The sequence below is a fragment of the Nocardiopsis sp. NPDC006198 genome (assembly GCF_040613895.1).
GTDB classification, from domain to species: domain Bacteria; phylum Actinomycetota; class Actinomycetes; order Streptosporangiales; family Streptosporangiaceae; genus Nocardiopsis; species Nocardiopsis tropica.
Genome location: NZ_JBEXSY010000045.1, coordinates 1 through 20,858, shown reverse-complemented (window position 1 = coordinate 20,858; position 20,858 = coordinate 1). Strand labels below are relative to the sequence as shown.

At 71.5% G+C, this 20,858-nt stretch carries 20 protein-coding genes and 1 pseudogene; 9 read left to right on the top strand and 12 right to left on the bottom strand.

Annotated features, from left to right (window positions below; all coding sequences use genetic code 11):
• From ABZ234_RS24490 to ABZ234_RS24475, 4 genes are all read right to left on the bottom strand, one after another.
• Entirely contained in the window at window positions 1-1,068 is a 1,068-nt protein-coding gene (locus tag ABZ234_RS24490) for an ABC transporter permease (RefSeq protein WP_355013581.1), read from the bottom strand.
• Window positions 1,065-2,138 carry an ABC transporter permease gene (locus ABZ234_RS24485; RefSeq protein ID WP_267948057.1) on the bottom strand — a complete coding sequence of 358 codons (1,074 nt, stop codon included), beginning with the start codon at window positions 2,136-2,138 and terminating at the stop codon, window positions 1,065-1,067. The genes ABZ234_RS24490 and ABZ234_RS24485 overlap by 4 nt, the downstream gene beginning before the upstream one ends.
• On the bottom strand, window positions 2,135-3,853 hold the full coding sequence (locus tag ABZ234_RS24480) for a sugar ABC transporter ATP-binding protein (RefSeq protein ID WP_355013598.1): 1,719 nt from the start codon (window positions 3,851-3,853) through the stop codon (window positions 2,135-2,137). The genes ABZ234_RS24485 and ABZ234_RS24480 overlap by 4 nt, the downstream gene beginning before the upstream one ends.
• 71 nt (window positions 3,854-3,924) lie before the next feature.
• Window positions 3,925-5,067: a Gfo/Idh/MocA family oxidoreductase gene (locus ABZ234_RS24475; protein WP_355013597.1), complete on the bottom strand. Its 1,143-nt coding sequence runs from the start codon at window positions 5,065-5,067 to the stop codon at window positions 3,925-3,927.
• Between the two features lie 114 nt (window positions 5,068-5,181).
• Between ABZ234_RS24475 and ABZ234_RS24470 the strand changes: the two genes are divergently transcribed.
• Window positions 5,182-6,411 carry an ROK family transcriptional regulator gene (locus tag ABZ234_RS24470; protein ID WP_344180038.1) on the top strand — a complete coding sequence of 410 codons (1,230 nt, stop codon included), beginning with the start codon at window positions 5,182-5,184 and terminating at the stop codon, window positions 6,409-6,411.
• Between the two features lie 203 nt (window positions 6,412-6,614).
• Here the strand turns inward: ABZ234_RS24470 and ABZ234_RS24465 are convergent, their stop codons facing one another.
• From ABZ234_RS24465 to ABZ234_RS24440, 6 genes are all read right to left on the bottom strand, one after another.
• Window positions 6,615-7,052: a hypothetical protein gene (locus ABZ234_RS24465; protein WP_355013580.1), complete on the bottom strand. Its 438-nt coding sequence runs from the start codon at window positions 7,050-7,052 to the stop codon at window positions 6,615-6,617.
• Between the two features lie 53 nt (window positions 7,053-7,105).
• Window positions 7,106-7,870 carry an immunity 49 family protein gene (locus tag ABZ234_RS24460; protein WP_355013579.1) on the bottom strand — a complete coding sequence of 255 codons (765 nt, stop codon included), beginning with the start codon at window positions 7,868-7,870 and terminating at the stop codon, window positions 7,106-7,108.
• Window positions 7,871-7,992: 122 nt separating this feature from the next.
• Window positions 7,993-11,286, bottom strand: coding sequence for a hypothetical protein (locus ABZ234_RS24455; RefSeq protein WP_355013578.1), 3,294 nt, complete (start codon window positions 11,284-11,286; stop codon window positions 7,993-7,995).
• Between the two features lie 45 nt (window positions 11,287-11,331).
• Window positions 11,332-11,706 carry a DUF6507 family protein gene (locus tag ABZ234_RS24450; protein WP_267948061.1) on the bottom strand — a complete coding sequence of 125 codons (375 nt, stop codon included), beginning with the start codon at window positions 11,704-11,706 and terminating at the stop codon, window positions 11,332-11,334.
• Window positions 11,707-11,725: 19 nt separating this feature from the next.
• Window positions 11,726-12,046 (bottom strand): hypothetical protein, encoded by a 321-nt coding sequence (locus tag ABZ234_RS24445; protein ID WP_355013577.1) that lies wholly within the window; start codon window positions 12,044-12,046, stop codon window positions 11,726-11,728.
• A 468-nt stretch (window positions 12,047-12,514) separates the two neighbouring features.
• Window positions 12,515-13,243, bottom strand: a complete 729-nt coding sequence (locus ABZ234_RS24440) for a DUF6069 family protein (protein WP_355013576.1) — start codon at window positions 13,241-13,243, stop codon at window positions 12,515-12,517.
• Between the two features lie 193 nt (window positions 13,244-13,436).
• Between ABZ234_RS24440 and alr the strand changes: the two genes are divergently transcribed.
• The 8 genes and pseudogenes from alr to ABZ234_RS24400 all read left to right on the top strand — a co-directional run bounded on the left by alr (window position 13,437) and on the right by ABZ234_RS24400 (window position 19,387).
• Window positions 13,437-14,567 carry an alanine racemase gene (alr, locus tag ABZ234_RS24435; RefSeq protein ID WP_355013575.1) on the top strand — a complete coding sequence of 377 codons (1,131 nt, stop codon included), beginning with the start codon at window positions 13,437-13,439 and terminating at the stop codon, window positions 14,565-14,567.
• Between the two features lie 207 nt (window positions 14,568-14,774).
• Window positions 14,775-15,257 (top strand): annotated as a pseudogene (gene tsaE, locus ABZ234_RS24430) (tRNA (adenosine(37)-N6)-threonylcarbamoyltransferase complex ATPase subunit type 1 TsaE); the annotation flags it as partial.
• A 150-nt stretch (window positions 15,258-15,407) separates the two neighbouring features.
• Window positions 15,408-16,085: a tRNA (adenosine(37)-N6)-threonylcarbamoyltransferase complex dimerization subunit type 1 TsaB gene (gene tsaB / locus ABZ234_RS24425; RefSeq protein WP_355013574.1), complete on the top strand. Its 678-nt coding sequence runs from the start codon at window positions 15,408-15,410 to the stop codon at window positions 16,083-16,085.
• A 59-nt stretch (window positions 16,086-16,144) separates the two neighbouring features.
• Window positions 16,145-16,579 (top strand): ribosomal protein S18-alanine N-acetyltransferase, encoded by a 435-nt coding sequence (rimI, locus tag ABZ234_RS24420; protein ID WP_355013596.1) that lies wholly within the window; start codon window positions 16,145-16,147, stop codon window positions 16,577-16,579.
• Window positions 16,572-17,606, top strand: coding sequence for a tRNA (adenosine(37)-N6)-threonylcarbamoyltransferase complex transferase subunit TsaD (tsaD, locus tag ABZ234_RS24415; protein ID WP_355013573.1), 1,035 nt, complete (start codon window positions 16,572-16,574; stop codon window positions 17,604-17,606). The genes rimI and tsaD overlap by 8 nt, the downstream gene beginning before the upstream one ends.
• A 165-nt stretch (window positions 17,607-17,771) precedes the next feature.
• Window positions 17,772-18,023: a type II toxin-antitoxin system prevent-host-death family antitoxin gene (locus ABZ234_RS24410; RefSeq protein WP_344180055.1), complete on the top strand. Its 252-nt coding sequence runs from the start codon at window positions 17,772-17,774 to the stop codon at window positions 18,021-18,023.
• Entirely contained in the window at window positions 18,020-18,280 is a 261-nt protein-coding gene (locus tag ABZ234_RS24405; RefSeq protein ID WP_355013572.1) for a Txe/YoeB family addiction module toxin, read from the top strand. The genes ABZ234_RS24410 and ABZ234_RS24405 overlap by 4 nt, the downstream gene beginning before the upstream one ends.
• 276 nt (window positions 18,281-18,556) lie before the next feature.
• Complete coding sequence (locus ABZ234_RS24400) at window positions 18,557-19,387, top strand: SDR family NAD(P)-dependent oxidoreductase (protein ID WP_355013571.1); 831 nt, start codon at window positions 18,557-18,559, stop codon at window positions 19,385-19,387.
• Window positions 19,388-19,448: 61 nt separating this feature from the next.
• Here ABZ234_RS24400 and ABZ234_RS24395 read toward each other — a convergent pair whose 3' ends face one another.
• Both ABZ234_RS24395 and ABZ234_RS24390 read right to left on the bottom strand, forming a co-directional pair.
• Window positions 19,449-19,928, bottom strand: coding sequence for an ATP-binding protein (locus ABZ234_RS24395; RefSeq protein WP_355013570.1), 480 nt, complete (start codon window positions 19,926-19,928; stop codon window positions 19,449-19,451).
• The gene (locus ABZ234_RS24390) at window positions 19,925-20,461 is read right to left on the bottom strand and encodes a hypothetical protein (RefSeq protein ID WP_355013569.1); all 537 of its coding nucleotides are present in this window, start codon (window positions 20,459-20,461) and stop codon (window positions 19,925-19,927) included. Before ABZ234_RS24390 ends, ABZ234_RS24395 begins: the two co-directional genes overlap by 4 nt.
• Window positions 20,462-20,858: the final 397 nt, after the last annotated feature.

The following is a 20,858-nucleotide window of genomic DNA, read 5'->3' as shown; positions in this document are numbered from 1 at the left end:
TTACCTCCTGGAAGTGCCGAGCGGCCGCTCGGTCGGATGGTCCGGTCGCCGTCGCAGGCGCTCCGGCAGTCGAAGGTCGCCCCGGCGGGACGCATAGGCCACCGCGGCGATGATGATGACTCCCTGCACCGTCGGCTGGATGGTCGAGGGCAGGTAGAGCTGGTTGAACAGGGTGAACAGCGCCTCCACGGTGACGGCGCCCAGGACGGCGGCGACCACCGTGCCGCGTCCTCCGCCCAGGACCACCCCGCCCAGGACGACGGCGGTGATGGCGGTGAACTCCAGGCCCTGCCCGACCTGCGCCGTGACCCCGGCGTATCCGCCGATGAGGACCGCGGCGACGGTGGCCAGGAGGGAGGAGCCGACGAAGGCCAGCGTGCGCACCCGCCACACCCGCACCCCGGAGAACGCCGCGGCGACGTCGTTGTCGCCGGTCGCGATGAGGGAGCGGCCGTAGGGCGAGCGCATCAGGAGCACCCCGGCGACGGCGATGACGGCCGCGATCACCAGCGCCCACGGGAGCTGGCCGAGGAAGGGCAGGTCCTCGACGCCGCCCCGGCCGGGGACGCGGAAGGCCTCCGACAGGGCGCCGGTGGGCGCGCCCCCGGTCCAGTACCGGACGGCCCCGAACAGGATGAGCATCGTGCCCAGGGTGGTGATGATCGAGGGCACCCTCAGCAGGGTCGTGACGAGGCCGTTGACCAGGCCGATCAGCAGGCCGAAGGCCAGCATCACGCCGATCACCGGCAGGGTCATGGCCTCCTCCCCGTCGATGAGGCGGGCCGCGATCACCACCTGGGCCCCGACCAGCGAGCCGACCGAGAGGTCGAACTCGCCGGAGACGATCACGAGGTACTGGCCGATCGCGAGGATCACCAGCGGTGCGGCCTTCTTGGCGAACGCCATCAGCGGCGGGCCCTCGAAGAACGACGGGTTCTGGGTGGCGATGACCGCGAAGATCAGCGCCAGCAGCAGGGCGACGGTCGGGGCGCCTCCCCGGCCCAGCGCCGCGAGCGCGCCCGGGACGCGTCCGCGGGGTGCGGGGGGAGCGGTCGTGGGCGAGGTCATCGGCGGCCTCCCAGGGGTTCCGGCTCGGGTCGGGGCCCGGGATCGGGGGCGGGCGGCGGCGGGGCGCCGCCGGAGGGGAAGCGGACCCGGACGGCGGCACGCGAGTGCCTGCCCCGGGCGTAGACGGCGACGGCGGCGATGACGATCACGCCGCGCATCACGTCCTTGACGAACGGGTCGACGCCCAGGACGTTGAACACCGTGTCGAGCGTGGCGAGGATGAACACCCCGGCGATCGTCCCGGCCACGCCTCCCCGCCCGCCGAGCAGGTAGGTGCCGCCCAGGACGACGGCGGCGATGGCCTCCAGCTCGTAGCCGTTGCCGTAGACGGTGGCGCTGCCTGTGCCGAACCTGGCGGCCAGCAGCAGGCCCGCCACCCCGGCGGTGACGGAGCACAGCACGTGCGCGGTGACGGTGGGGATCCCGGCGCGGACGCCGGAGAGCCGCGCGACCTCGGCGTCGCCGCCGACCGCGTACATGTGGTAGCCCGTGCGGGTGCGGTGCAGGAACAGCACGGCGGCCGCGGCGAGGCCCAGCATGACGAGGGTGGAGACCGGCAGGACGCCGATCCGCGTGTAGCCGAAGGTCTGGAAGGCGGCGGGGATCGCCCCGGCGGGGCCCTGGAAGTTGGTGTCCAGGTAGCCCTTGATGATCAACCCCATCCCCAGCGTGGTGATGAACGGGTTGACCCGCAGCCGGGTCACCACGAGGCCGTTGGCCAGGCCGATCAGCGCGGCCAGGCCCAGGGCCGCCCCGACGCCGAGCAGGATCCGGGAGGGGTCGCCCGCCATGGTGGTCGCCGCGACCACCGTGGAGAGCGCGGCGACGTAGCCGACCGACAGGTCGAGGGACCGGCACAGGATGACGAGGGTCTGGCCGATGGCCAGGAACCCGAGCAGGCTGCTGCGGGTGAACAGGTCGACCGTGTTGGCGGTGGTGAACAGGTTGCCGCCGCGCGTGGCGACGTAGACGGCGCTCGCCGCGAGCAGCAGCACCAGGGCCAGGTAGACCGGCCCCGTGGTGCCGAGCCGGGACCACAGGCCCCGGACGGAGGTGGTGGCGCGTGTCACGGTGCGGCCTCCTCGTGCCGTGCGGGGGAGCCGCCGCCGCTGTCGGGGCCGGGACCGCTGCCGCTGTCGGTGTGGCGCACGGCGCCGGGGGGAGGGCCGGAGCCGCGGTCGTTGTCGGGGCGGCGGCCGGGTCCGGGGTTGGCGGCCCGGCCGGCACCGTCGCCGGAGCGGGGATCGGCCGCGGAGCCGCCGGAGAGCGGGGCCGCGGCGCGGGGGTCCCCGGCGGCCGGGGCGTCCGCCCGCGGGTCGCCGTGGGAACCGGTGGCCATGGCCATCACGGCCTCCTCGGTCGACCCCCCGGGGAGCTCGCCCGCGATCCGCCCGTCCGCGAGGACGACCAGCCGATCGGCCATCCCGATCAGCTCGGGGAGTTCGGAGGAGATCAGCACGATCGCCGCCCCGGACGCCGCGAGCTCGCGCATCAGCCGGTAGACGGCCTGCTTGGCGCCCACGTCGATGCCGCGGGTGGGCTCGTCGAGGACGATCACGCCGGGTTCGGTGGCCAGCCACTTGGCCAGGACCACCTTCTGCTGGTTGCCCCCCGACAGGTATCGGACCTCCTGGTCGTTGCCGCCGCGCGTCACCAGCTCCAGGGAGGAGAGGATGCCGGGCAGCCGCCGGACCCGGCGGGCCGACCCGAACGGCAGGACCGCGTCCAGGACGAGGCGGCCGTTGGCGGTGACGGACTGGTTCAGCGCCAGTCCCTGCGCCTTGCGGTCCTCGGTCACCAGGACCAGCCCGGCGCGCACCGCCCGGCGCGGGGAGCGGGGATCGATCCGCCTGCCGTCCACGGCGACCTCGCCGCGGGTGAAGCGGGCGATGCCGAACAGGGCGTGGGCGACCTCGGTGCGGCCGCTGCCCTGGAGGCCCCCGAGCCCCAGGATCTCCCCGCCGCGCACCTCGAACCCGATCCCGTCCAGCTGGCTGTTGCCCCCGCCCCTGACCGAGAGCCTGACCTCGCCGACGCGGTCGCCGCGGGGCTCCAGGCGCTCGGGGAAGACCGACGACACCGGTCGGCCGACCATCCGGCGCACCAGCTCCGCGGGCCCGATCCCCTCCGCCGGGACCGTCTCCACCAGGTCGCCGTCCTTGAGGACGGTGATGGTGGCGGCCAGGTCGAAGATCTCCTTCATGCGGTGCGACACGTAGAGGACCGCCACGCCGCGCTCGCGCAGGCGGCCGATGATCCGGTACAGGACCTCCACCTCGTGGTCGGCCAGCGCCGCCGTCGGCTCGTCCATCGAGATGATGCGCGCGTCGTGCGACAGCGCCTTGACGATCTCCACGATCTGCTGCTCGGCCACCGACAGGGACCGGACCCTGGTCCAGGGGGCGATGCCCTCCAGGTCGAGGTCGGCGAGCAGCGCGGCGGTGGCCCGCTCCATGGCGCGGCCGTCCACGAGGCCCCTGCGGCGCGGCTCGCGGCCGAGGAACACGTTCTCGGCGACGGTGCGCTCGGGGAGGAGGTTGAACTCCTGGAAGACCGTGGCCACCCCGGCGCGCTGGGCCTGCACGGGGTGCTCGAAGGAGACGCGCGACCCGGCCAGCTCGACGGTGCCCGAGTCCGCCCGGTGCACCCCGGCCAGCACCTTCATCAGGGTGGACTTGCCGGCGCCGTTCTCCCCGACGAGGGCGTGCACCTCCCCCGGGTACAGGTCCAGGTCGATGCCGTGCAGCACGCGCACGCCGAGGAAGGACTTGGTGATCCCCCGCATCCGCAGGAGGGGTTCCGCGGGGGCCGGGGGAGGTGGAGCGGGGGACGCGGGGCCGGGCGGCGGGGAGGCGGTCATACCGCGTCCACCTCCGGGACGTCGACCCAGCGGCGCTCCCGCGCGGAGGCCATGACGGCCTCGGCGATGACGGCGGCGCGCAGGCCGTCGGCGAACACGGGAAGGCCCTCCGGGGCCTGCCCCGCGATGGCCGCGCCCGTGTCGCGGACGAGCGCGTTGAAGCAGTCCTGGTAGCCCTGGGGGTGGCCGACCGGGACGGTGACCAGGCGGGCGGCGTCGGCGCTCAGCGCCGGGTCGTCGCGGGTGATGGTCCCCGTGCGGCCGCGGCTGCCCGCCCAGAGGGTCTCCGGCCGCTCCTGGTCGAAGGCCAGGGAGCCCTCGGTGCCGGAGACCTCCAGCACCAGCTGGTTCTTGCGGCCGGGGGAGACCTGGCTGATCACCGCGCTGCCGATGGTGCCGCCGGCCGTGGAGAACTGGAAGGACACCAGGTCCTCGGTGGCGACGGGGCGGCCGTCCCGGGTGTCGTTGACGCGGGAGGTCTGGGCGCACACGGTCGCGATGCGGTCGCCGGTGACGAACTCCAGCATGTCGCACCAGTGCGAGCCGATGTCGCCGAAGGCCCTGGTGGGACCGCCGATCTCCGGGTCGACCCGCCAGTTGTCCTCCTCCGGGTAGAGGAGCCAGTCCTGGAGGTAGCCGCCGTGGGCGAGGCTGACGCGGCCGATCGACCCGGAGGCGACCAGGGCGCGGGCCTCGCGGGCCATGGGGTGGAAGCGGTAGGTGAAGGGCACCACGGCGACCCGGTCGGCCTCCCGCGCGGCGGACACGAGGCTCCTCGCGGTGTCGGCGTCGGTGGCGAGGGGCTTCTCGCAGACGACGTGCTTCCCGGCGGCGAGGGCCGCCAGGCTCAGCGGGGCGTGGAGGTGGTTGGGGGTGCAGACGTGGACGACGTCCACGTCCTCGCGGTGGATGAGTTCGAGGGCGTCGGCGTGCGCGTGGGCGATGCCGTTGGCGAGCCGGAACCCCTCCGCCTTGGCCGGCGAGGAGCCCGCGACCCCGACGACCTCGCCGCCGGCGGCACGGACGGCGTGGGAGTGGACCCGTCCCATGAAGCCGGTGCCGATCACCGCGGCGCGGTAGGCGTTGGGCGTGGTCGGACCGGGTCCGACCACTTCACCCAGGCTTGTGACCTTTCTCACTGACATGCGGCGAACAGTACGCCCGACTTATGTCGATCGTCAAGCAGAAGTTGACTGACGTGGGAACATTAGAGTCGGTCCGGGTGGCCCGGAGTCCTGTGCTTCACTGTTCGCATGACGGAAGACGCGCTCACTGACCCGGGGAGTCGAGGCGTGACGGACCTGCTCGCCGCTGCCGCCCCGACCGCCGCACCCGGTGCGGGAACCCTGCTCCGGCTCCTGCGGGACGGCCGGCCGCGCACCCGCTCGGAACTGGCGTCGGTGACCGGCCTGGCCCGCTCGACCGTCACCCAGCGCGTGGACGCCCTGCTCGCCAGCGGGCTCATCGGCCCCGCGGGCGAGGCCGTCTCGACCGGCGGCCGGCCCCCGACGACCTTCTCGTTCCGACCCGGGGCCCGCGTCGTCCTCGCCGCCGACCTCGGCGCCACCCACGCCCGCCTCGCGCTCACGGACATGTCGGGGACCGTGCTGGCCGAGGAGCGCGCCGACCTGGACATCGCGCTGGGGCCCGAGACCGTCCTGGACTGGGTCGTCGGCAACGGCAGGGACCTGCTCGAGGGGGCGGGCCGCGGGGTCGGCGAACTCCTCGGCCTGGGGATCGGCCTGCCCGGCCCCGTCCAGCACTCCACCGGGCGCGCCGTCAACCCGCCGATCATGCCCGGCTGGGACAACTTCGACGTGCCCGGCCACGTGCGCGGCCGGCTCGACGTGCCGGTCCTGGTGGACAACGACGTCAACATCATGGCGATCGGCGAGCACCACACCGCCTGGCCGGACGCCAGCCACCTCATGTTCGTCAAGGTCGCCACCGGCATCGGCTGCGGCATCGTCAGCGAGGGCAGCGTCTACCGTGGCGCCCAGGGGGCCGCCGGGGACATGGGGCACATCCACGTGCCCAGCGGCGGCGACAAGCCCTGCCGCTGCGGCAACACCGGCTGCCTGGAGGCCGTCGCCAGCGGCGCGGCCCTGGCCGCCGCGCTCACCGGGGCGGGCGTCCCGGCGTCGGGGGCCCGCGACGTCGTGGAGCTCTCCCGCAACGGGTCGGTCCCCGCACTGCGCGCCCTGCGCCAGGCCGGGCGCGACATCGGGGAGGTCCTCGCCGCCTCCGTCAACATGTTCAACCCGTCGGTCATCGTGATCGGCGGCGCGCTCGCCCTCGCGGGCGACCACCTCCTCGCCGGGGTCCGCGAGATCATCTACCAGCGCTCACTGCCCCTGGCCACCGAGCACCTGAGCATCGTCTCCTCCCGCGCAGGGGAGGGTGCGGGCGTGGTCGGCGCGGCCGTCATGGTCATCGAGCACTGCCTGAGCCCCCGCCACGCCGACACCCTCGTCAACGGCTGACGGGGCGCCCGGCTCCGGGACCGGGGTCGGTCCGGAGACGCCCGCAGCCGGTACGGGGGATCGTTCGGACGGTCGGGAGGAAATCTGTCCAGGTCCGGCCAAGAGCCTGGCCGGAGGTCAGCGGTGGGGCGGCTGTGCCGCGCGATCTTGCTGGGTGAGCCGAGCTGAGAACGGTGTTCGCGGAAAGAGACTTGCCGAAGCCCTCAGTTCCTGCGGTCAGAATTTGCCTCGTCAACCTTTTCGCGTAGCCAGGTCGGCATGAATTCCTCACTGCGCGGAAAAAGTTTCACCTCTCGGAGGTATTCGCGGAGATCTGCATCGAAAAGGAAATCAGGAGGGTTGTCGTAGTCTAATTCTGACCTGTACCTTCCCGTGTTCCACAGTTTCAACTTCAAGGAGAACCATGTCCCCTCGTTCTCCTTGTACATTCCTGCTCGTAGTTTCATGCATTTCATTCCCGAGTCGAGTGGAAGTCCTGTTCGGACTATCTCTCCGCTCCCTTTTTCGACTTCGATGAGCTCGTTGGCGTAGCGACCCATGATACTCACATGGTAGATGGCGGCCCTCCACTCCTCGGGAAAAAAAGCGGGGAGGGCGGATGCGATATCATTTATCGCATGCTGCTCTTCGAGTGGCCCCATGTGGCCTTTTTTGATGCCGTACATAATTTAGGGCTCGCTTGAACAATTGACTTTCAGGTGGGGAACTCGCCGTACCAGCTGCGCTGGACGAGGTGCTTGGGCAGGTACCCGGACTCGACCTCGAGCCGGAAGTCGGGGTCCTGTTCCGCGGTGTCGTAGGCCAGGCACGCCATGGCCAGGAGGCCGAGGGGGACCACGCCCTCGATGTCCTCGGCCCGTTCTGCGTCGGCCGTGTAGTAATCACCGTGCAGTGCCAGACCTTGGGCCAGGGCTTCGTTGAACTTGGCGCTGTCACGCTCCACCAGGCGGAGGAAGGCGTTCATGGGGGGGAAGACAAGTTTGTCGAGGCTCTCCGTGTCGCCGAAGTCGACCCGTTCGGGGGTGGACAGTTCCATGGCGGCCAGGAGTTCTTCTCCCAGGCCGGGCCGGTTAAGGACGAAATTCTGGAGAGCGGAGATCCAGTGGTAGGTGAAGGGGTTGTACCGGGTGCCCTTTCTCTCGCCTGCTTCACGAAGCAGGTCGACGGGTATCTCGCATAGTTCCCGGTAGCGCTTCTGGTCGCGGCACACCACGGCGAGGAAGAAGGCAGTCGTCCAATTGCTTGCATTTGTAGAGGTCTTGGGGCCGGTCGCCTTGGTCCGCCGAAGCCTGTGGTTGACCATCAGCTCGAGTTCGGTGTCTCTAGGGTTGGTCTGCACTGCGAACAGGGCGTGGTGCATCTGCATGTCGGCGGTCCAGGCTTCCCAGGTCTCCAGGAGTGAGACCTCGGGGTCGACCGCGGTACCGAACATCACGTCGATGTGCAAGGTTCCCACCATGACGTCGACACCTGATGGTTTCGACTCGAGGAACAAAGCATACTTCTCACGTGTTGCCCGGCTTCTTTCCCGATGGCCTGGATCTGTTCTCTGGGAGAGATCGTGGCTGGGGATGTGTACGGTCATTCTTCTTCCTCTCGGATGTCAAAGAATTTCATAGAGTTCCCCCTGTATTTCCCGGATTTATCTGGATCGCCCTTCGCTTCTACATAGTGGAGTTTTTCCGGGCTCTCGATCATCATGTCCTGGATCTCCAGGGCGAGCTCTAGCTCCTCGCCTCCTCGTTTGATCATTCTCTTCAGGATATCGTTGAAGTACTCCCGCGTCCCCTGTTGGACCCGCTTGGGTCCGTCGGCAGTTTTGATGGTTCGTTCGTTGAGACCGGTGTCGAGGCTGCTCTTGGCCTCCACGATAACAAGCCCGCCGTCGGCGGTTCGCCAGATCTGGTCGAACTGGTGGTTGCCGTTCTTGGGGGCGTTATCGCTGACCGGAATGGGGTTCGGCCTTCCGGGCTCGCTTTCTGCTAGTTCCGGAAGAGTGCCCCGCCACGTGGTGGTGACCACCTTGCCCTCGGAGTCCTTGACAGGTTTCCCGTCTGGGTTCCTCAAGGGTTCTTCAAAAGTTACCTCGGATCCGTTGAAGGTGTCTCTCACCGCCTGTTCGGCGGACTTGTCGCCGAACCTCTCAGTGAGGCGGGTTCTCATCCTCCCCATGGGCTTCCGGATTTCACGAGCCCTTGCGAGGTCCTGGTTGACGGAACTTGAAGGGGTGTTCGCATACTTCGCCTTGAGTCCCTGGACGATCCTGTTCAGAGGGTTGTAAGCATCCAGGGAAATTTGACGGAGATTGGCAAACCTGTCCAGATTTCGAAGGACTTGGATCGTTATTCCTGCTCGGGTGCCCTTAATCTCTCCAGGGAGATAGAAGGGAGCCTCGGGCGGAGGAAGGGCGTCCCTGGCGATCCATGGATCACCTGTGTCGGCCCTTGTGAGACTGGGGATGGGCTGCCCATTGATGCTGAGACCCTCCCTGTACCTGTGGCCGAGGGTGTTGTAGAAGGCCCTTTCCAGAAGCGCTCCGTACTTCTTGTCGTTGACGAGGTCGACGAAGTTGTCCCTGAAGTCGGTACCGGTGCCGAGGTCCATGGTGCCGAGGATGTCGCGGGCCCTCGCCTGTGCCTCCTCCCGTGTCTTGGGTACGGGAAGCGGCTCTTCCTGCCGACCATCCGGCCCATTATCAGCGGAGGACGAGCGTGAATCGGCATCACCGCTGCCGTCGCTGCCGTCGCGTTGGAGATCGGGAGAGTCGGGACCGGAGGCCGGGCGGGCGGACACACCGTCGTGCCCGTCGTTGTGCGTCCTGGAACCCGAGGACGCCCCGTCCGTGTCGCTCCTGCCGCTCGGGTCCAGGGGGGACGTCCGGGCATCGATACGGGCGTCGACACGGTCCTCGCCGGAAGGGGTGCGCTTGGGCGGGTCGCCGCCGTCGGCGCTGTTGCGGACGTCCGGGTTCCGGTCCCGCATGTCGGCCCCGTGCCGGTCGTTCGGCACGTCGCGCCGGTTCTCGGGGCCGTCCCCGGGCCGGTTCCGCGCATCCGTGTCGGTACGCGGGTCCCGTTCCCCCACCCGGTCACCGTCGGATCCGCGTCCGGTGCCGTCGGTGAGATTCACCGTCCGGTCGGGGGGCGACACGGGGACGTCGCGCTCGGCGGTCAGGGTGTCGTCGCCCCGTCCGCCCACACCGGCGGGGACCCGGTCGCCGGCGCCCTCGGGGCCGTCGAGGAGCTCGGCCGCGGTCCAGCGGCCCTCCGCGGAGCCCCTGGGACCGTTCGGGTCGGTCTGGGACTCCCGCGCGACCTCCTGGATCCGCGGCTGGTTGTCCCGATCGGCCGCGCGATCGACCTCGGCGAGGTCCGGCTGCTCCACGATGTCCCAGAACGCCTCGCCGTCGGCCAGCTGCTGGGCGGTGGGGTCGACCTGCCGGGCGGGGTCCTGCTCGTCGCGGTCGTTCCGCGGCTGCGCGGGACGGCCCGGCGCCCCGGGACGGCCGCCGGGGTCCGAGGACCCCCCGCCGCTGTCGGAGGCGGACGCCCACCGGTCCAGGTGGGTCTGGAGCTCCGTCCACTGCGCCGGACTGTAGTCGCCCCGGTCGAAGGAGCTCGCGTCCAGGCTCGCGATCGGGGAGTTCAGTCCTCCGTAGTTCGGGATCCCGGCGGGCAGGTCCACGTCCACGTTCGTGCCCGAACCGGAGCCCGAGCCGCCGCCGCGTCCGCCCATCCCGTCGACGATGGCCATCCCGCGCCAGGCCATCAGCGGCACGCCCACGACCGCGCCCACGCCCGTCGCGGTCAGGGCGGCGCCGCCGACCATCGCGACGATGTTGAGCGCGGCGGTGCCGATGACGTACCCGGGGCGCTCGCCCCACTCCTCCCAGGGCACCACCGAGTGGGCCAGGTCCTTCCACGCCGAGCCGAGCGCGTCCCCGCCGGCCCAGCCCCAGCTGTCGGACTCGCCGTCGTACATGCCCACCAGGGAGGCCACGGACTGGACGTTGCCCTCGTGGTACTCCCACAGGGCGTCGCCCCAGGACGCCTGGAACCACCCCTCGGAGCTGTGCATGCCCAGCATCGCCCCGGTGCCCTCGACCGCTCCGACCCCGAAGTCCCACACCGCTGCCCCGGCGTCGACCCACCAGTGCTCGTCGGTGGTGGCCCCGCCCATGTCCCACTCGGTGGCCAGGTCCGACAGGCTGTCCTCGTACCCGTGGTAGAACACGTCGGGGTCCAGCTCGCCCCCGCCGGAGGGCATCGCCTCGAACCCGGTGCGGTCGGGGACGTAGTGGTTGATCTGGTTGGCGCAGTCGCGCTCGGCCGCCTCGTAGTCCTCGATGATGCCGGTGCCCTCGCTGATGAGGCGGCTGTTCTCCTCCACGTCGGGGCTCTCGCCGATGCCGAAGAAACCGGCCACGCCCTCGGCGTCGCGCCAGTCGTCGCCCTTGGCGTCGATGCGGGCCCGGAACGTGTAGGCCTCGGTGCGCAGGGAGTTCCAGCGCCTCTTGATGCCGCGCAGGTCCTCGGCGAAGTTCTCCAGCGCGTTCGCGGCGTTGTTCAGACCGGTCAGGACATCGTCGCCGTCACGGGCCACGGGGCCCAGGACCGTGTAGAGCTCGTCCGCCTCGGGGGCCTTGTAGCTGGAGGTGAGCGCGCCCCAGGACGAGTCGATGTCGTTCCCGGTGTCGGCCACCGACTGGCCGGCGGTGCGGAGGGCGGCGGCGAGGGTCTCGATGTAGCCGGGGGAGGCGGTGGGGACGGGGAAGGTCGCGGGGCTGATCTTGTCGTCCCCGTCCGTGAGCATGTTGACCTGCTCATCGGTGGTCAGGGGCGTGGTCGAGGTCGGCACGTCTGGTGCTGGGGGCACAGGTGTACTCCGGGGGAGGGGGTTCCGGGGGAGGGCGGGGCGGGGTCAGACGAGCTGGGCGTTCCCCGGGCCGGGCGGGGGCGGCGGCGGGTCGGGGACGACGCCCGCGTTCTGCTGGGCCTCCAGCGCCATCGTCCGGTTCCCCTCGACGTAGGCGGTGGTGGCTTCGCTGGTCTGCCGGACGGCGTTGGAGGTCAGGGCGAGCATGTCGCCCATGAGGCCGAAGTAGTGTCCGGCGAACTCGCCCAGGGCGATCCCGATGGGGGCGCTGTTGATGTGTGTGCTGAGGGAGGTGACGCGCTGCTCGATCGTCTCCATGTCACCGAACAGGCCCTCGCCCCCTCCCTCCTCGCCGAGGTAGGACATGGTGGTGGTGAGCACGGCGCCGACCTCTGCCGGCTGAATGTTCCAAGCGGTCACGGTGTCCTCCGGTCACTGGTCACGGGGGCGGGGTCTGCGGGCGGGGACGGAAGCTCTCGGGACGGAACACCTCCGCGTCGGCGGCGTCGCCGGGGCCGGGCGGAGGGGCGGCCTGGGCCCGGGCGGCCTCGACGGCGTGGAGCAGCCGGTTCAGCGCCGGGCGGGTCCGCGCGAGGTCGGTGCGGGCGCGCAGGCGCATGTACTCGGAGGTCCGTTGGAGCCCGAGGACGTGGAGCGGTGCGGAGGGTTCCGCGGCCGGATCCTCGTCCCCTTCCCGTCCCCGTGCGCCCGGGGACGGCGTCCCGCCGTCGTGGTCGGGGGACACATGGGCGAACTTCACCGGAGTCCCCCTCCCGGAGGCGCCGCGACGACGGACACGGGCGGGGTGCGCGGGGTCCGGGGCGTCGGGAACGTCGTGCGTCTCACGGGGCGGTCGCCTCTCTCCAGGTGTGGGACAGCCTCCTCGCGGACCGGTCCGGCCACTGCGGTGAGCCTTCACCGTTCGACAGATGCGACGTACGGAATGTAGGCATAGTTCCTTTTTAGCGTGCTCCACCGACACCCGGGGGAGCGGACGGGAGGGGACGATTCGCCCATGGGTACGGGGTTGAGGGAACCCGACCGGCATCGGCTCAGGTCAGGCGGGGGCCGACCGGCAAGAACCGGCCCGAGACCCTCCTGGGACTGTGTCCCGGGCCACGCCGGTGTGGCCGGGAGCGGCCACGCGGAAGGGGCGGAGCCGGTCGGCTCCGCCCCTCGCGCACTGCTCGTCACCTGCGTGCCACACGTCCCTCTCGGGAGGAGGCGCCTACAGGGTCCTCGGGTCCTGGCGGGCCCGTTCCTCCCTGATCTGCTCCACCCTGGCCTGCTCCTCCTCCGCGTCCTGGTCCTGAGCACGCACCTGGGTGCGGTGGTACTCCTCCTGGCTCACGGAGGGCAGGATGCCCTCGTGCTTCAGGGCAGGCTCCTCGGGGTGGGCGGGAACCACGTGTTCCTGGTCCTCGCGGGGTCGCGGCGGGGTCTCCCCGATGGGGCTGACGGTCGCCCCGGGCGTCTGCGCGGCCTGCATGCTCTGGGCCGTCGTGGGCGCGCCGGGCCGCCGCCTGTTGAGCGTGGAGGTGCGCCCCACGCTCCGCAGCAGGGTGATGATCACGACGCCGGTGACCAGGTTGATCACCGCCGTCCCGCCCTGGCTGGCGGTCTCGTCGCCCTGGCTGAACGGGGCCACGGCCGCGATCGCGGTCGCCAGACCGACGATCCAGCCGAAGAAGGTCCCCGCCTTCGGGGCCGAGAGCAGCAGCAGGTGCATCAGAGCGGTGGCGAGCAGGGCCGCGACAGCGGCCATGAGCGCGTATGCGACGGTGCTCGCGTCGCCCAGGTTCCCCGCCTCCTCCGGTGCGAGCACCGGTACGTCGAACACCCCGCGGAAAACCAAGGCGCCCGCGAAGATCACCAGAGCCGCGACGACCGCGGTGGCGAGGCCACCCGACCAGAGACGCGTGGTGTTGACGGGTCGTTCTCTTCCGAACTCGGTCATGCCGGTACCCCCTGATACGGCTTCGAGGCCGGTCATACCCCGCATTCCCCCGTTTACTACGAGTGACCATGAAAAACGGCAAGTTACCTGGTCAACCGGCATGAATCAGCCTGCGGCCGAGGCGCCCGGCCCCGGGCGCGGACCACATACCCGCAGCTCCACACGGGTCTCCCACACGTGGAACACTGGGGACATGGCTCACTTCGCGCACGCTCGCGTCGACCTGGACGCGCTCACCTCCAACGCCCGCCTGCTCCGCGAGCACGCGGGCGGCACCCCGTTGATGGGTGTGGTCAAGGCCGACGGCTACGGGCACGGGATGCTCCCCGCCGCGCGGGCCCTGATCGCGGGCGGCGCGTCCTGGCTGGGCACGGCCCTCATCGGCGAGGCCCTCCAGCTCCGTCGGGCCGGGATCACCGTCCCGGTCCTGGCCTGGATCATCCCCCCGGGCGAACCCGTCGGAGAGGCCGTCGGTGCCGACATCGACCTCGGGGTGAGCGACCGCGCGGTCCTGGACGAGATCGTCTCCGAGGCCCGCCGCCTCGGCCGCACCGCCCGCGTCCAGCTCAAGATCGACACCGGTCTCAACCGGGGCGGCGTGAGCGCGGCGGACTGGGCGGAGCTGACCGAGGCCGCGGCCCGCGCCGAGGACGACGGACACCTGCGCGTCTCCGGGATCTGGTCGCACTTCGCCTGCGCGGACGAGCCCGGCCACCCGTCGATCGGCCTCCAGCTCTCCAACTTCCACGAGGCGCTGGAGATCGCCGACAAGGTCGGCCTGGCCCCCGAGGTCCGGCACATCGCGAACTCGGCCGCGCTGCTCACCCTGCCCGAGACGCGCTTCGATCTCGTGCGCGGCGGGATCGCGAGTTACGGCCTGTCCCCAATCCCCGATTTCTCCTTGCCCGGATTGCGGCCCGCCATGACCCTGCGCTCCCGCGTCGCCCTCACCAAGCGCGTGGGGGCGGGGAGCGGGGTCTCCTACGGCCACCGCTACGTCACCGACCGCGAGACCACCCTGGCCCTGGTGCCGCTCGGCTACGCCGACGGGGTCCCCCGGGCCGCCACCAACAAGGGCCCCGTGCTCCTCGGGGACCGCGTCCGCACCATCGCGGGAACAGTCTGCATGGACCAGTTCGTTCTCGATGTGGGGGACGACAGGGTGGAGGCCGGCGAGTACGCGGTACTGTTCGGCGACCCGGGGGAGACCCCGGGGGTCCCGACGGCCCAGGACTGGGCCGCGGTCCTGGACACGATCCCGTACGAGATCGTCACCAGGGTGGGCGCCCGGGTTCCGCGCGAGTACGTCGGCGCGGGATCCTGACCGGTCGCCGAGAACCGGTCACAGACGCCCCCCACCCCGCCTAACCTGGGTGAAGAGGTCACTTCCGGCACGCCCCGACGCAGGGGCGCCCCGGCGGTCCCGAACCCGTGCGGGCGGCGCCCGCGGGCCGACACGTCCCCGGCGGACGCCCCGGCCCGGCGCGCCCGGCCACCGACCGACCACATCCCACGACGAGCAGCGAGCCCGATGACAGACGTGACAGCAACCACCGTGTCCACCGTCCGCGAGGTCACCGCCGCCACGGACGACGCCATGCGCGCCCTGGGCCGCGACCTCGCGGCCCTCACACGCCCCGGCGACCTGCTGATCCTGTCCGGGCCGCTCGGAGCGGGGAAGACCACCCTCACCCAGGGCCTCGGCGCGGGCCTCGGCGTGCGCGGGTCGGTCACCTCCCCGACCTTCGTCATCTCCCGCGTCCACCCGTCCCTGGTCGGCGGTCCCGCCCTCGTGCACGTGGACGCCTACCGGCTCGGCGGGCCGGACGAGATCGACGACATCGACCTCGACATGACCCTGCCCGACTCCGTCACCGTGGTCGAGTGGGGCGAGGGCGTCGCCGAGGAGCTGTCCGAGGACCGGCTGGAGATCCGGATCGAGCGGCACCGCGACGACTCCCGCACCGTGCACCTGCGCGCCGTCGGCCACCGGTGGGCCGGGGTCGAACTGCCCCGCGGGGAGGGCTCCGGTCCGACCCCCGCCCACGACGGGTCCCCCGGAGCCGCGGCTGCCGACGGCGCCGGCTCCGGGGAGGACACCCCGGCCGACGCTCCCATCGACCTGCCCGGCTCCGACGCCGGGCTCGGATAGGCGGAAAAACCCGTGCTGCTCCTGGCCTTCGACACCGCCACCCCGGCGGTCACCGCCGCGATCGGGGAGAGCGCCCCCGACGGGGCGTTCACCCTGCGCGCCGGCGCCTCCTCCGTGGACGCCCGCCGCCACGGCGAACTCCTCAGCCCCACCGTCCAGCGGCTGACCGAGGAGGCCGGGATCACCCTGGCCGACCTCGACGCCATCGCGGTCGGCATCGGCCCCGGCCCCTACACGGGGTTGCGGGTCGGGCTGGCCACCGCGCACGCCCTGGCCGACGCCCTCGGCGTCCCCTGCCACGGCGTCACCACGCTGGACGCGCTCGCGTTCGCGACCGGGCGCACCGAGCCGTTCCTCGCGATGACCGACGCCCGCCGCAAGGAGGTGTTCTGGGCGCGCTACGACGACCGCCTCACCCGCGTGGGAGAGGTCGGGGTCGCCAGGCCCGCCGAACTGGACACCGGCGGCCTCCCGCTGGTCGGCGACGGGGCCCGGATGTACGCGGAGGTCCTCGGCGCGGGCACGGCCGACCCCGCGCCGCTCCACCCGGACGCCGCCGCCATGGCCGAACTGGCCCTGCTGCGCCTGTCCCGGGGCGTCGAGCTCCCCGCGCCCAACCCCCTCTACCTGCGCCGTCCGGACGCGGTCGTGCCCGGAGCCCCGAAGAAGGTGCGCCAGTGGGTGAAGTGAACGACGCCGCCGGCCGGGCCCCGGACGCCGTGGGCCCGTCCGCCGTGCGCCTGCGCGCCATGACCGCCGACGACGTCCCGGCGGTCATCACGCTGGAGCGCGCCCTGTTCCCGCTCGACGCCTGGAGCGAGGACATGCTCCGCGACGAGCTGGCCGAGCCCACCCGCCACTACGTGGTCGCCGAGAGCGGCGACACCGTGGTGGGCTACGCGGGGCTGAGGTTCGTCCCGCCCGAGGGCGACGTGCAGACCATGGCCGTGTCCGAGCAGGTCTGGGGCCGGGGGATCGGGAGCGCTCTGCTCACCGAACTCCTCGACCGGGCCGCCGCCCGCGGCGTCACCCACATGTTCCTGGAGGTCCGCTCGGACAACCCGCGCGCCCAGGACCTGTACAAGAGGTTCGGCTTCGTGCAGATCGGTGTCCGCCGGGGCTACTACAACGGGGCCGACGCGTTCGTCATGCGACGCGTCGCGGAGAAGGGGACCCATGAGTGACCTGCCGCTGATCCTGGGGATCGAGTCGTCCTGCGACGAGACGGGCGTGGCCCTCGTCCGCGGCTGCGAACTGCTCGGCGACTCGGTCGCCTCCAGCGTGGACCAGCACGTCCGCTTCGGCGGGGTCGTGCCCGAGGTGGCCAGCCGCGCGCACCTGGAGGCGATGACCCCGACCGTCCGGCGGGCGCTGGACAGCGCCGGGGCCAAGCTCTCCGACGTGGACGCGATCGCGGTCACCGCGGGCCCCGGCCTGGCCGGAGCCCTGCTCGTGGGCGTGTCCGCCGCCAAGGCCTACTCGATGGCGCTCGGCAAGCCGCTCTACGGCGTCAACCACCTGGTGGGCCACGTGGCCGTGGACCAGCTGGAGCACGGGCCGCTGCCCAAGCCCGCCATCGCCCTGCTCGTCTCCGGCGGCCACACCTCGCTGCTGCTGGTCAACGACCTGGCCACCGACGTGGTGTCCCTCGGGGACACCGTCGACGACGCCGCGGGCGAGGCCTACGACAAGGTCGCGCGGCTCCTCGAACTGCCCTACCCCGGCGGCCCGCCCATCGACAAGGCCGCCCAGAAGGGCAACGCGAAGGCCATGCGGTTCCCGCGCGGCAAGTGGGGCGACGGCACCTACGACTTCTCGTTCTCCGGCCTCAAGACCGCCGTGGCCCGCCACGTCGAGGACGCCGACCGCCAGGGCCTGCCCCTGGTGGTCGCGGACATCGCCGCGGCCTTCCAGGAGTCGGTGGTGGACGTGCTGACCCGCAAGGCCGTGGACGCCTGCGTCGAGCACGGGGTGAGCACCCTGGTCATCAGCGGCGGCGTGGCGGCCAACTCGGCCCTGCGCACGCTCGCGGAGCAGCGCTGCCGGGACGCCGGGATCGAGCTGCGCGTCCCGCGCCCCCGCCTGTGCACGGACAACGGCGCGATGATCGCCGCACTGGGCGCGGAGGTGGTGGCCGCCGGGCTGCCGCCGTCGGCGCTCGACCTGGCCACGGACACGTCCCTGCCGGTGGAGTCCCCGCTGGCGATGTAGGCGGCCGGGCGCGTATCCGAGCGCATGTGAGGGGCGGGGCGCACACGCGCCCCGCCCCCACGCATGCGCTGAGCTCCAGGAGAGGTTCTCCGTCTCCCCGCCATTGCGTACGTGATTCTGTACAATGAGCTTTCGAGTACGTTGCAGCGCCGGGAGGTTCAAACGATGAGAACGATGAGCTATTCGGAGTCCCGTGCCAACTACGCGGCAACGCTCGACTCCGTCGTGGACGACCGTGAAGAGGTGGTCATCACCCGTGCGGGGCACGAGCCTGTGGTGATGATGGCGCTGTCGGAGTACGAAACCCTCAGGGAGACCGCCTACCTGCTTCGCAGCCCGGAGAACGCGCGTCGCCTGGTCGATGCGATCGAGGAGCTGGAGTCCGACAGGGGCATAGAGAGGGAGCTGGCCGAGTGACGCTGGTCTGGGCCCAGAGCGCGTGGGAGGACTACGTCTGGTGGCAGGGGCAGGACCGCAAGATTCTGAAACGCATCAATGCTCTGCTCAAGGACGTCGAACGCAACGGGAACGACGGCATGGGTAAGCCGGAGCCCCTGAGGCACGGCTTCCAGGGCTACTGGTCGCGCCGCATCACCGACGAGCACCGTCTTGTGTACAAGATCAGCGGTGACGAGGTTCGCATCGCCGCCTGTCGGTACCATTACGGGAAGTGATCGCGGTCCCTGTTCCACCTCGGTGGAACAGGGACTTTCTGTTTCGGGAGGAGCCACCTCTTTTGCGGTTGAAGGTGCAGGGAGGTACGGGCCGGGCGGAGAAGTGCGGAGGCCCCGCGCGGGGGCGACAGCTCTCGATGTCGGGTTCGATGCCTTATGGTGGCGCGTGGTGGGCACACGGCGGCCCGGGAGACGGCCCCGGTCGACGAACGCACGGCCGCCCCGTGCAGACGCCGTGACCCCAGTCGGCACAGCCAGCGACCCAGGAGGTCCGCAGTGACCCGTTCCAGCACCGTCCTCATCACCGGCGCCACCGACGGCCTCGGCCTCGGCCTGGCCGAAGACCTGGCGGCCGACGGCGTCGACCTCGTCCTCCACGGGCGCAGCCGGGAGAAACTCGACCGGATCGCGGACCGGATCGAGGAGGGCGGCGCGGCCAGGCCGCGCACGGTGGTCGCGGACATGGCCGACCTCGGCCAGGTCCGCGCCATGGCCGCCGAGATCCGCGCCTCCGAGAGCCGCCTCGACGTCCTGGTGAGCAACGCCGGTATCGGGTCCGGGGAGCCGGACGGGCGCGACCGCCGCACCAGCGCCGACGGCCACGAACTGCGCTTCGCCGTCAACTACCTCTCCGGTTTCCTGCTCACGCTCGAACTCCTGCCGCTGCTGCGCGACTCGGCCCCGGCCCGCGTCGTCAACGTCGCCTCCCTCGGCCAGACCCCGCTCGACTTCGACGACCTGATGCTGGAGCACGACTACTCCGGCACCCGGGCGTACCGCCAGAGCAAGCTCGCCCAGATCATGTCCGGCTTCGCGCTGGCCGCGGGGCTGCCCGCCGACGAGGTCACGGTCAACAGCCTGCACCCCGCGACCTTCATGCCGACCAAGATCGTCCGGGACATGACCGACCACAGCGTCGACACCCTGGAGCAGGGGGTGGCCGCCACCCGCCGGCTCGTCACCGACCCGGAGCTGTCCGGGACCACGGGACTCTTCTTCAACGGGACCGAGGAGATGCGCGCCAACGGCCAGGCGTACGACGAGCAGGCCGTCCGGGACCTGTGGAAGGCGAGCCTGGAGCTCACCGGGGCCGAGAGCCCCTTCTAGCGCGGGCCGCTGACCGCGACCGGGCCGGGCGGGGGCGCGCTCCCGCCCGGCCCGGGGCACGTCAGTCGCGGGTGAAGACGTAGGGGCGCAGGCCGGACGGGACGGCGTCCGGGTCCGCGTCGAACTCGGCCCACACGCCGGTGCCCAGGTCGCCCCACGGCCCGAGCGGGTGGTGTCCCCACCTCCGCGACAGGTTCTCCACGAGCAGCAGGCCCCGCTGCCCCTCGGCCTGGCCCCACTCGTCGTCGCTGCGCCCGGCCGGGATACGCGGGACGCCGCCACCGCCGCCCGAGTCGCTGACGGAGAGGCGCAGCGTGGCGCGGTCGGGCATGGACAGGGCGCGCAGGACCTCCCCGTGCGCGGTGCCGGAGTCGGTGTACTTGAGGGTGTTCGCGAACAGCTCCGACAGGCACAGCTGGAGGGTCGCGACCAGGTCCGGGTCGAACCCGGCGAGGTCGTGGGCGAGGTGCGCCCGGACCAGGGGGAGTTCGCGGAAGTCGCCGGAGTACATGCGGTGCTCCCAGTGGACGAGGGGCCTCATGCGGCCACGTCCTTGCGGGCCTGCTGGGCGAGCCAGACGCGGGTCAGGCGGGCGAAGGCGCGCCAGTCGTCGGGGTCCTCGCAGGCGGCCATGGGTGCGCGCGGTGCGGGGACCGCGACCGGGACCGGCGGGGTCGTGAAGGGGGCCGTGGCGAGCAGGTCACCGGGCGGGGGCACGGCCCCGGCGGTCCAGCGGCGCAGACGCGCGGCGGCCTCCTCCTGGACACGGTCGAGTTCGCGCTCGTGGGCCTCGAAGTAGGTCCGGACGGGGGCGAGCTCGTCGGCGGGGAGCCGCTCGGGCGGAGGCGTCAGGCGGGGTGCGGGGAGGAGCGGCTCCGAGGGTCCGGCGGCCGGGAGGGCCTGCGGAGGTGCGGCGGCCCCGACCGTCGCGGGGACGGGCGCGTAGCGGCGGACGCGGGTGGAGCGGCGGCGACGGCGCGCGGCGGCAGCGGAGTGGCGTCCGCGCGGGGGTGTGAGGAGGGCCGTGAGCGGGCCGAGGGCACGGCTCAGAAGGGCGGCGCTAAACTGGCGCATGCTGGCAATCCTTGTCTTGAAAAGGGTGGAAGTTGCTGGCCACGGCCCCGGGCGGTTCTATCCGTCGCGGGGCCATTTGGCTGTTGAGTTGTGTGTTCGAGGTCAGATTAGAGGGGGGCGGGGTGGGGGTGGGGGCTTTTCGGGGAAGAAAGGTGGGGGAAGTTGGCGGGGGGACTGTTATTCCAGGTGGGGTGGGTGAAAGAGCATTTCTCGCGAAAGTGGCGAATGGGTCTCTTGGGGTGTTGAACGCAGAACGGCCCCCGTTCCCCGGGGGGAGCGGAGGCCGTCGTCGTGCGGAGTCGGCTAGGGCCTGTTTGGTAACCGGTGTGATCAGGGGCAAAAACACCGATCCGGTAACACCAGGCGTGCCGCCTCCACAGACAAGCGAAGCCTTCGG

Bases quoted from the DNA above. Each gene is read 5' to 3' on its own strand.
- ABZ234_RS24490 (WP_355013581.1), bottom strand. From the start codon at position 1,068: ATGACCTCGCCCACGACCGCTCCCCCCGCACCCCGCGGACGCGTCCCG.
- ABZ234_RS24480 (WP_355013598.1), bottom strand. From the start codon at position 3,853: ATGCGGGGGATCACCAAGTCCTTCCTCGGCGTGCGCGTGCTGCACGGC.
- ABZ234_RS24470 (WP_344180038.1), top strand. From the start codon at position 5,182: ATGACGGAAGACGCGCTCACTGACCCGGGGAGTCGAGGCGTGACGGAC.
- ABZ234_RS24465 (WP_355013580.1), bottom strand. From the start codon at position 7,052: ATGGGGCCACTCGAAGAGCAGCATGCGATAAATGATATCGCATCCGCC.
- ABZ234_RS24460 (WP_355013579.1), bottom strand. From the start codon at position 7,870: ATGGTGGGAACCTTGCACATCGACGTGATGTTCGGTACCGCGGTCGAC.
- ABZ234_RS24440 (WP_355013576.1), bottom strand. From the start codon at position 13,243: ATGACCGAGTTCGGAAGAGAACGACCCGTCAACACCACGCGTCTCTGG.
- alr (WP_355013575.1), top strand. From the start codon at position 13,437: ATGGCTCACTTCGCGCACGCTCGCGTCGACCTGGACGCGCTCACCTCC.
- rimI (WP_355013596.1), top strand. From the start codon at position 16,145: ATGACCGCCGACGACGTCCCGGCGGTCATCACGCTGGAGCGCGCCCTG.
- tsaD (WP_355013573.1), top strand. From the start codon at position 16,572: ATGAGTGACCTGCCGCTGATCCTGGGGATCGAGTCGTCCTGCGACGAG.
- ABZ234_RS24410 (WP_344180055.1), top strand. From the start codon at position 17,772: ATGAGAACGATGAGCTATTCGGAGTCCCGTGCCAACTACGCGGCAACG.
- ABZ234_RS24395 (WP_355013570.1), bottom strand. From the start codon at position 19,928: ATGAGGCCCCTCGTCCACTGGGAGCACCGCATGTACTCCGGCGACTTC.
- ABZ234_RS24390 (WP_355013569.1), bottom strand. From the start codon at position 20,461: ATGCGCCAGTTTAGCGCCGCCCTTCTGAGCCGTGCCCTCGGCCCGCTC.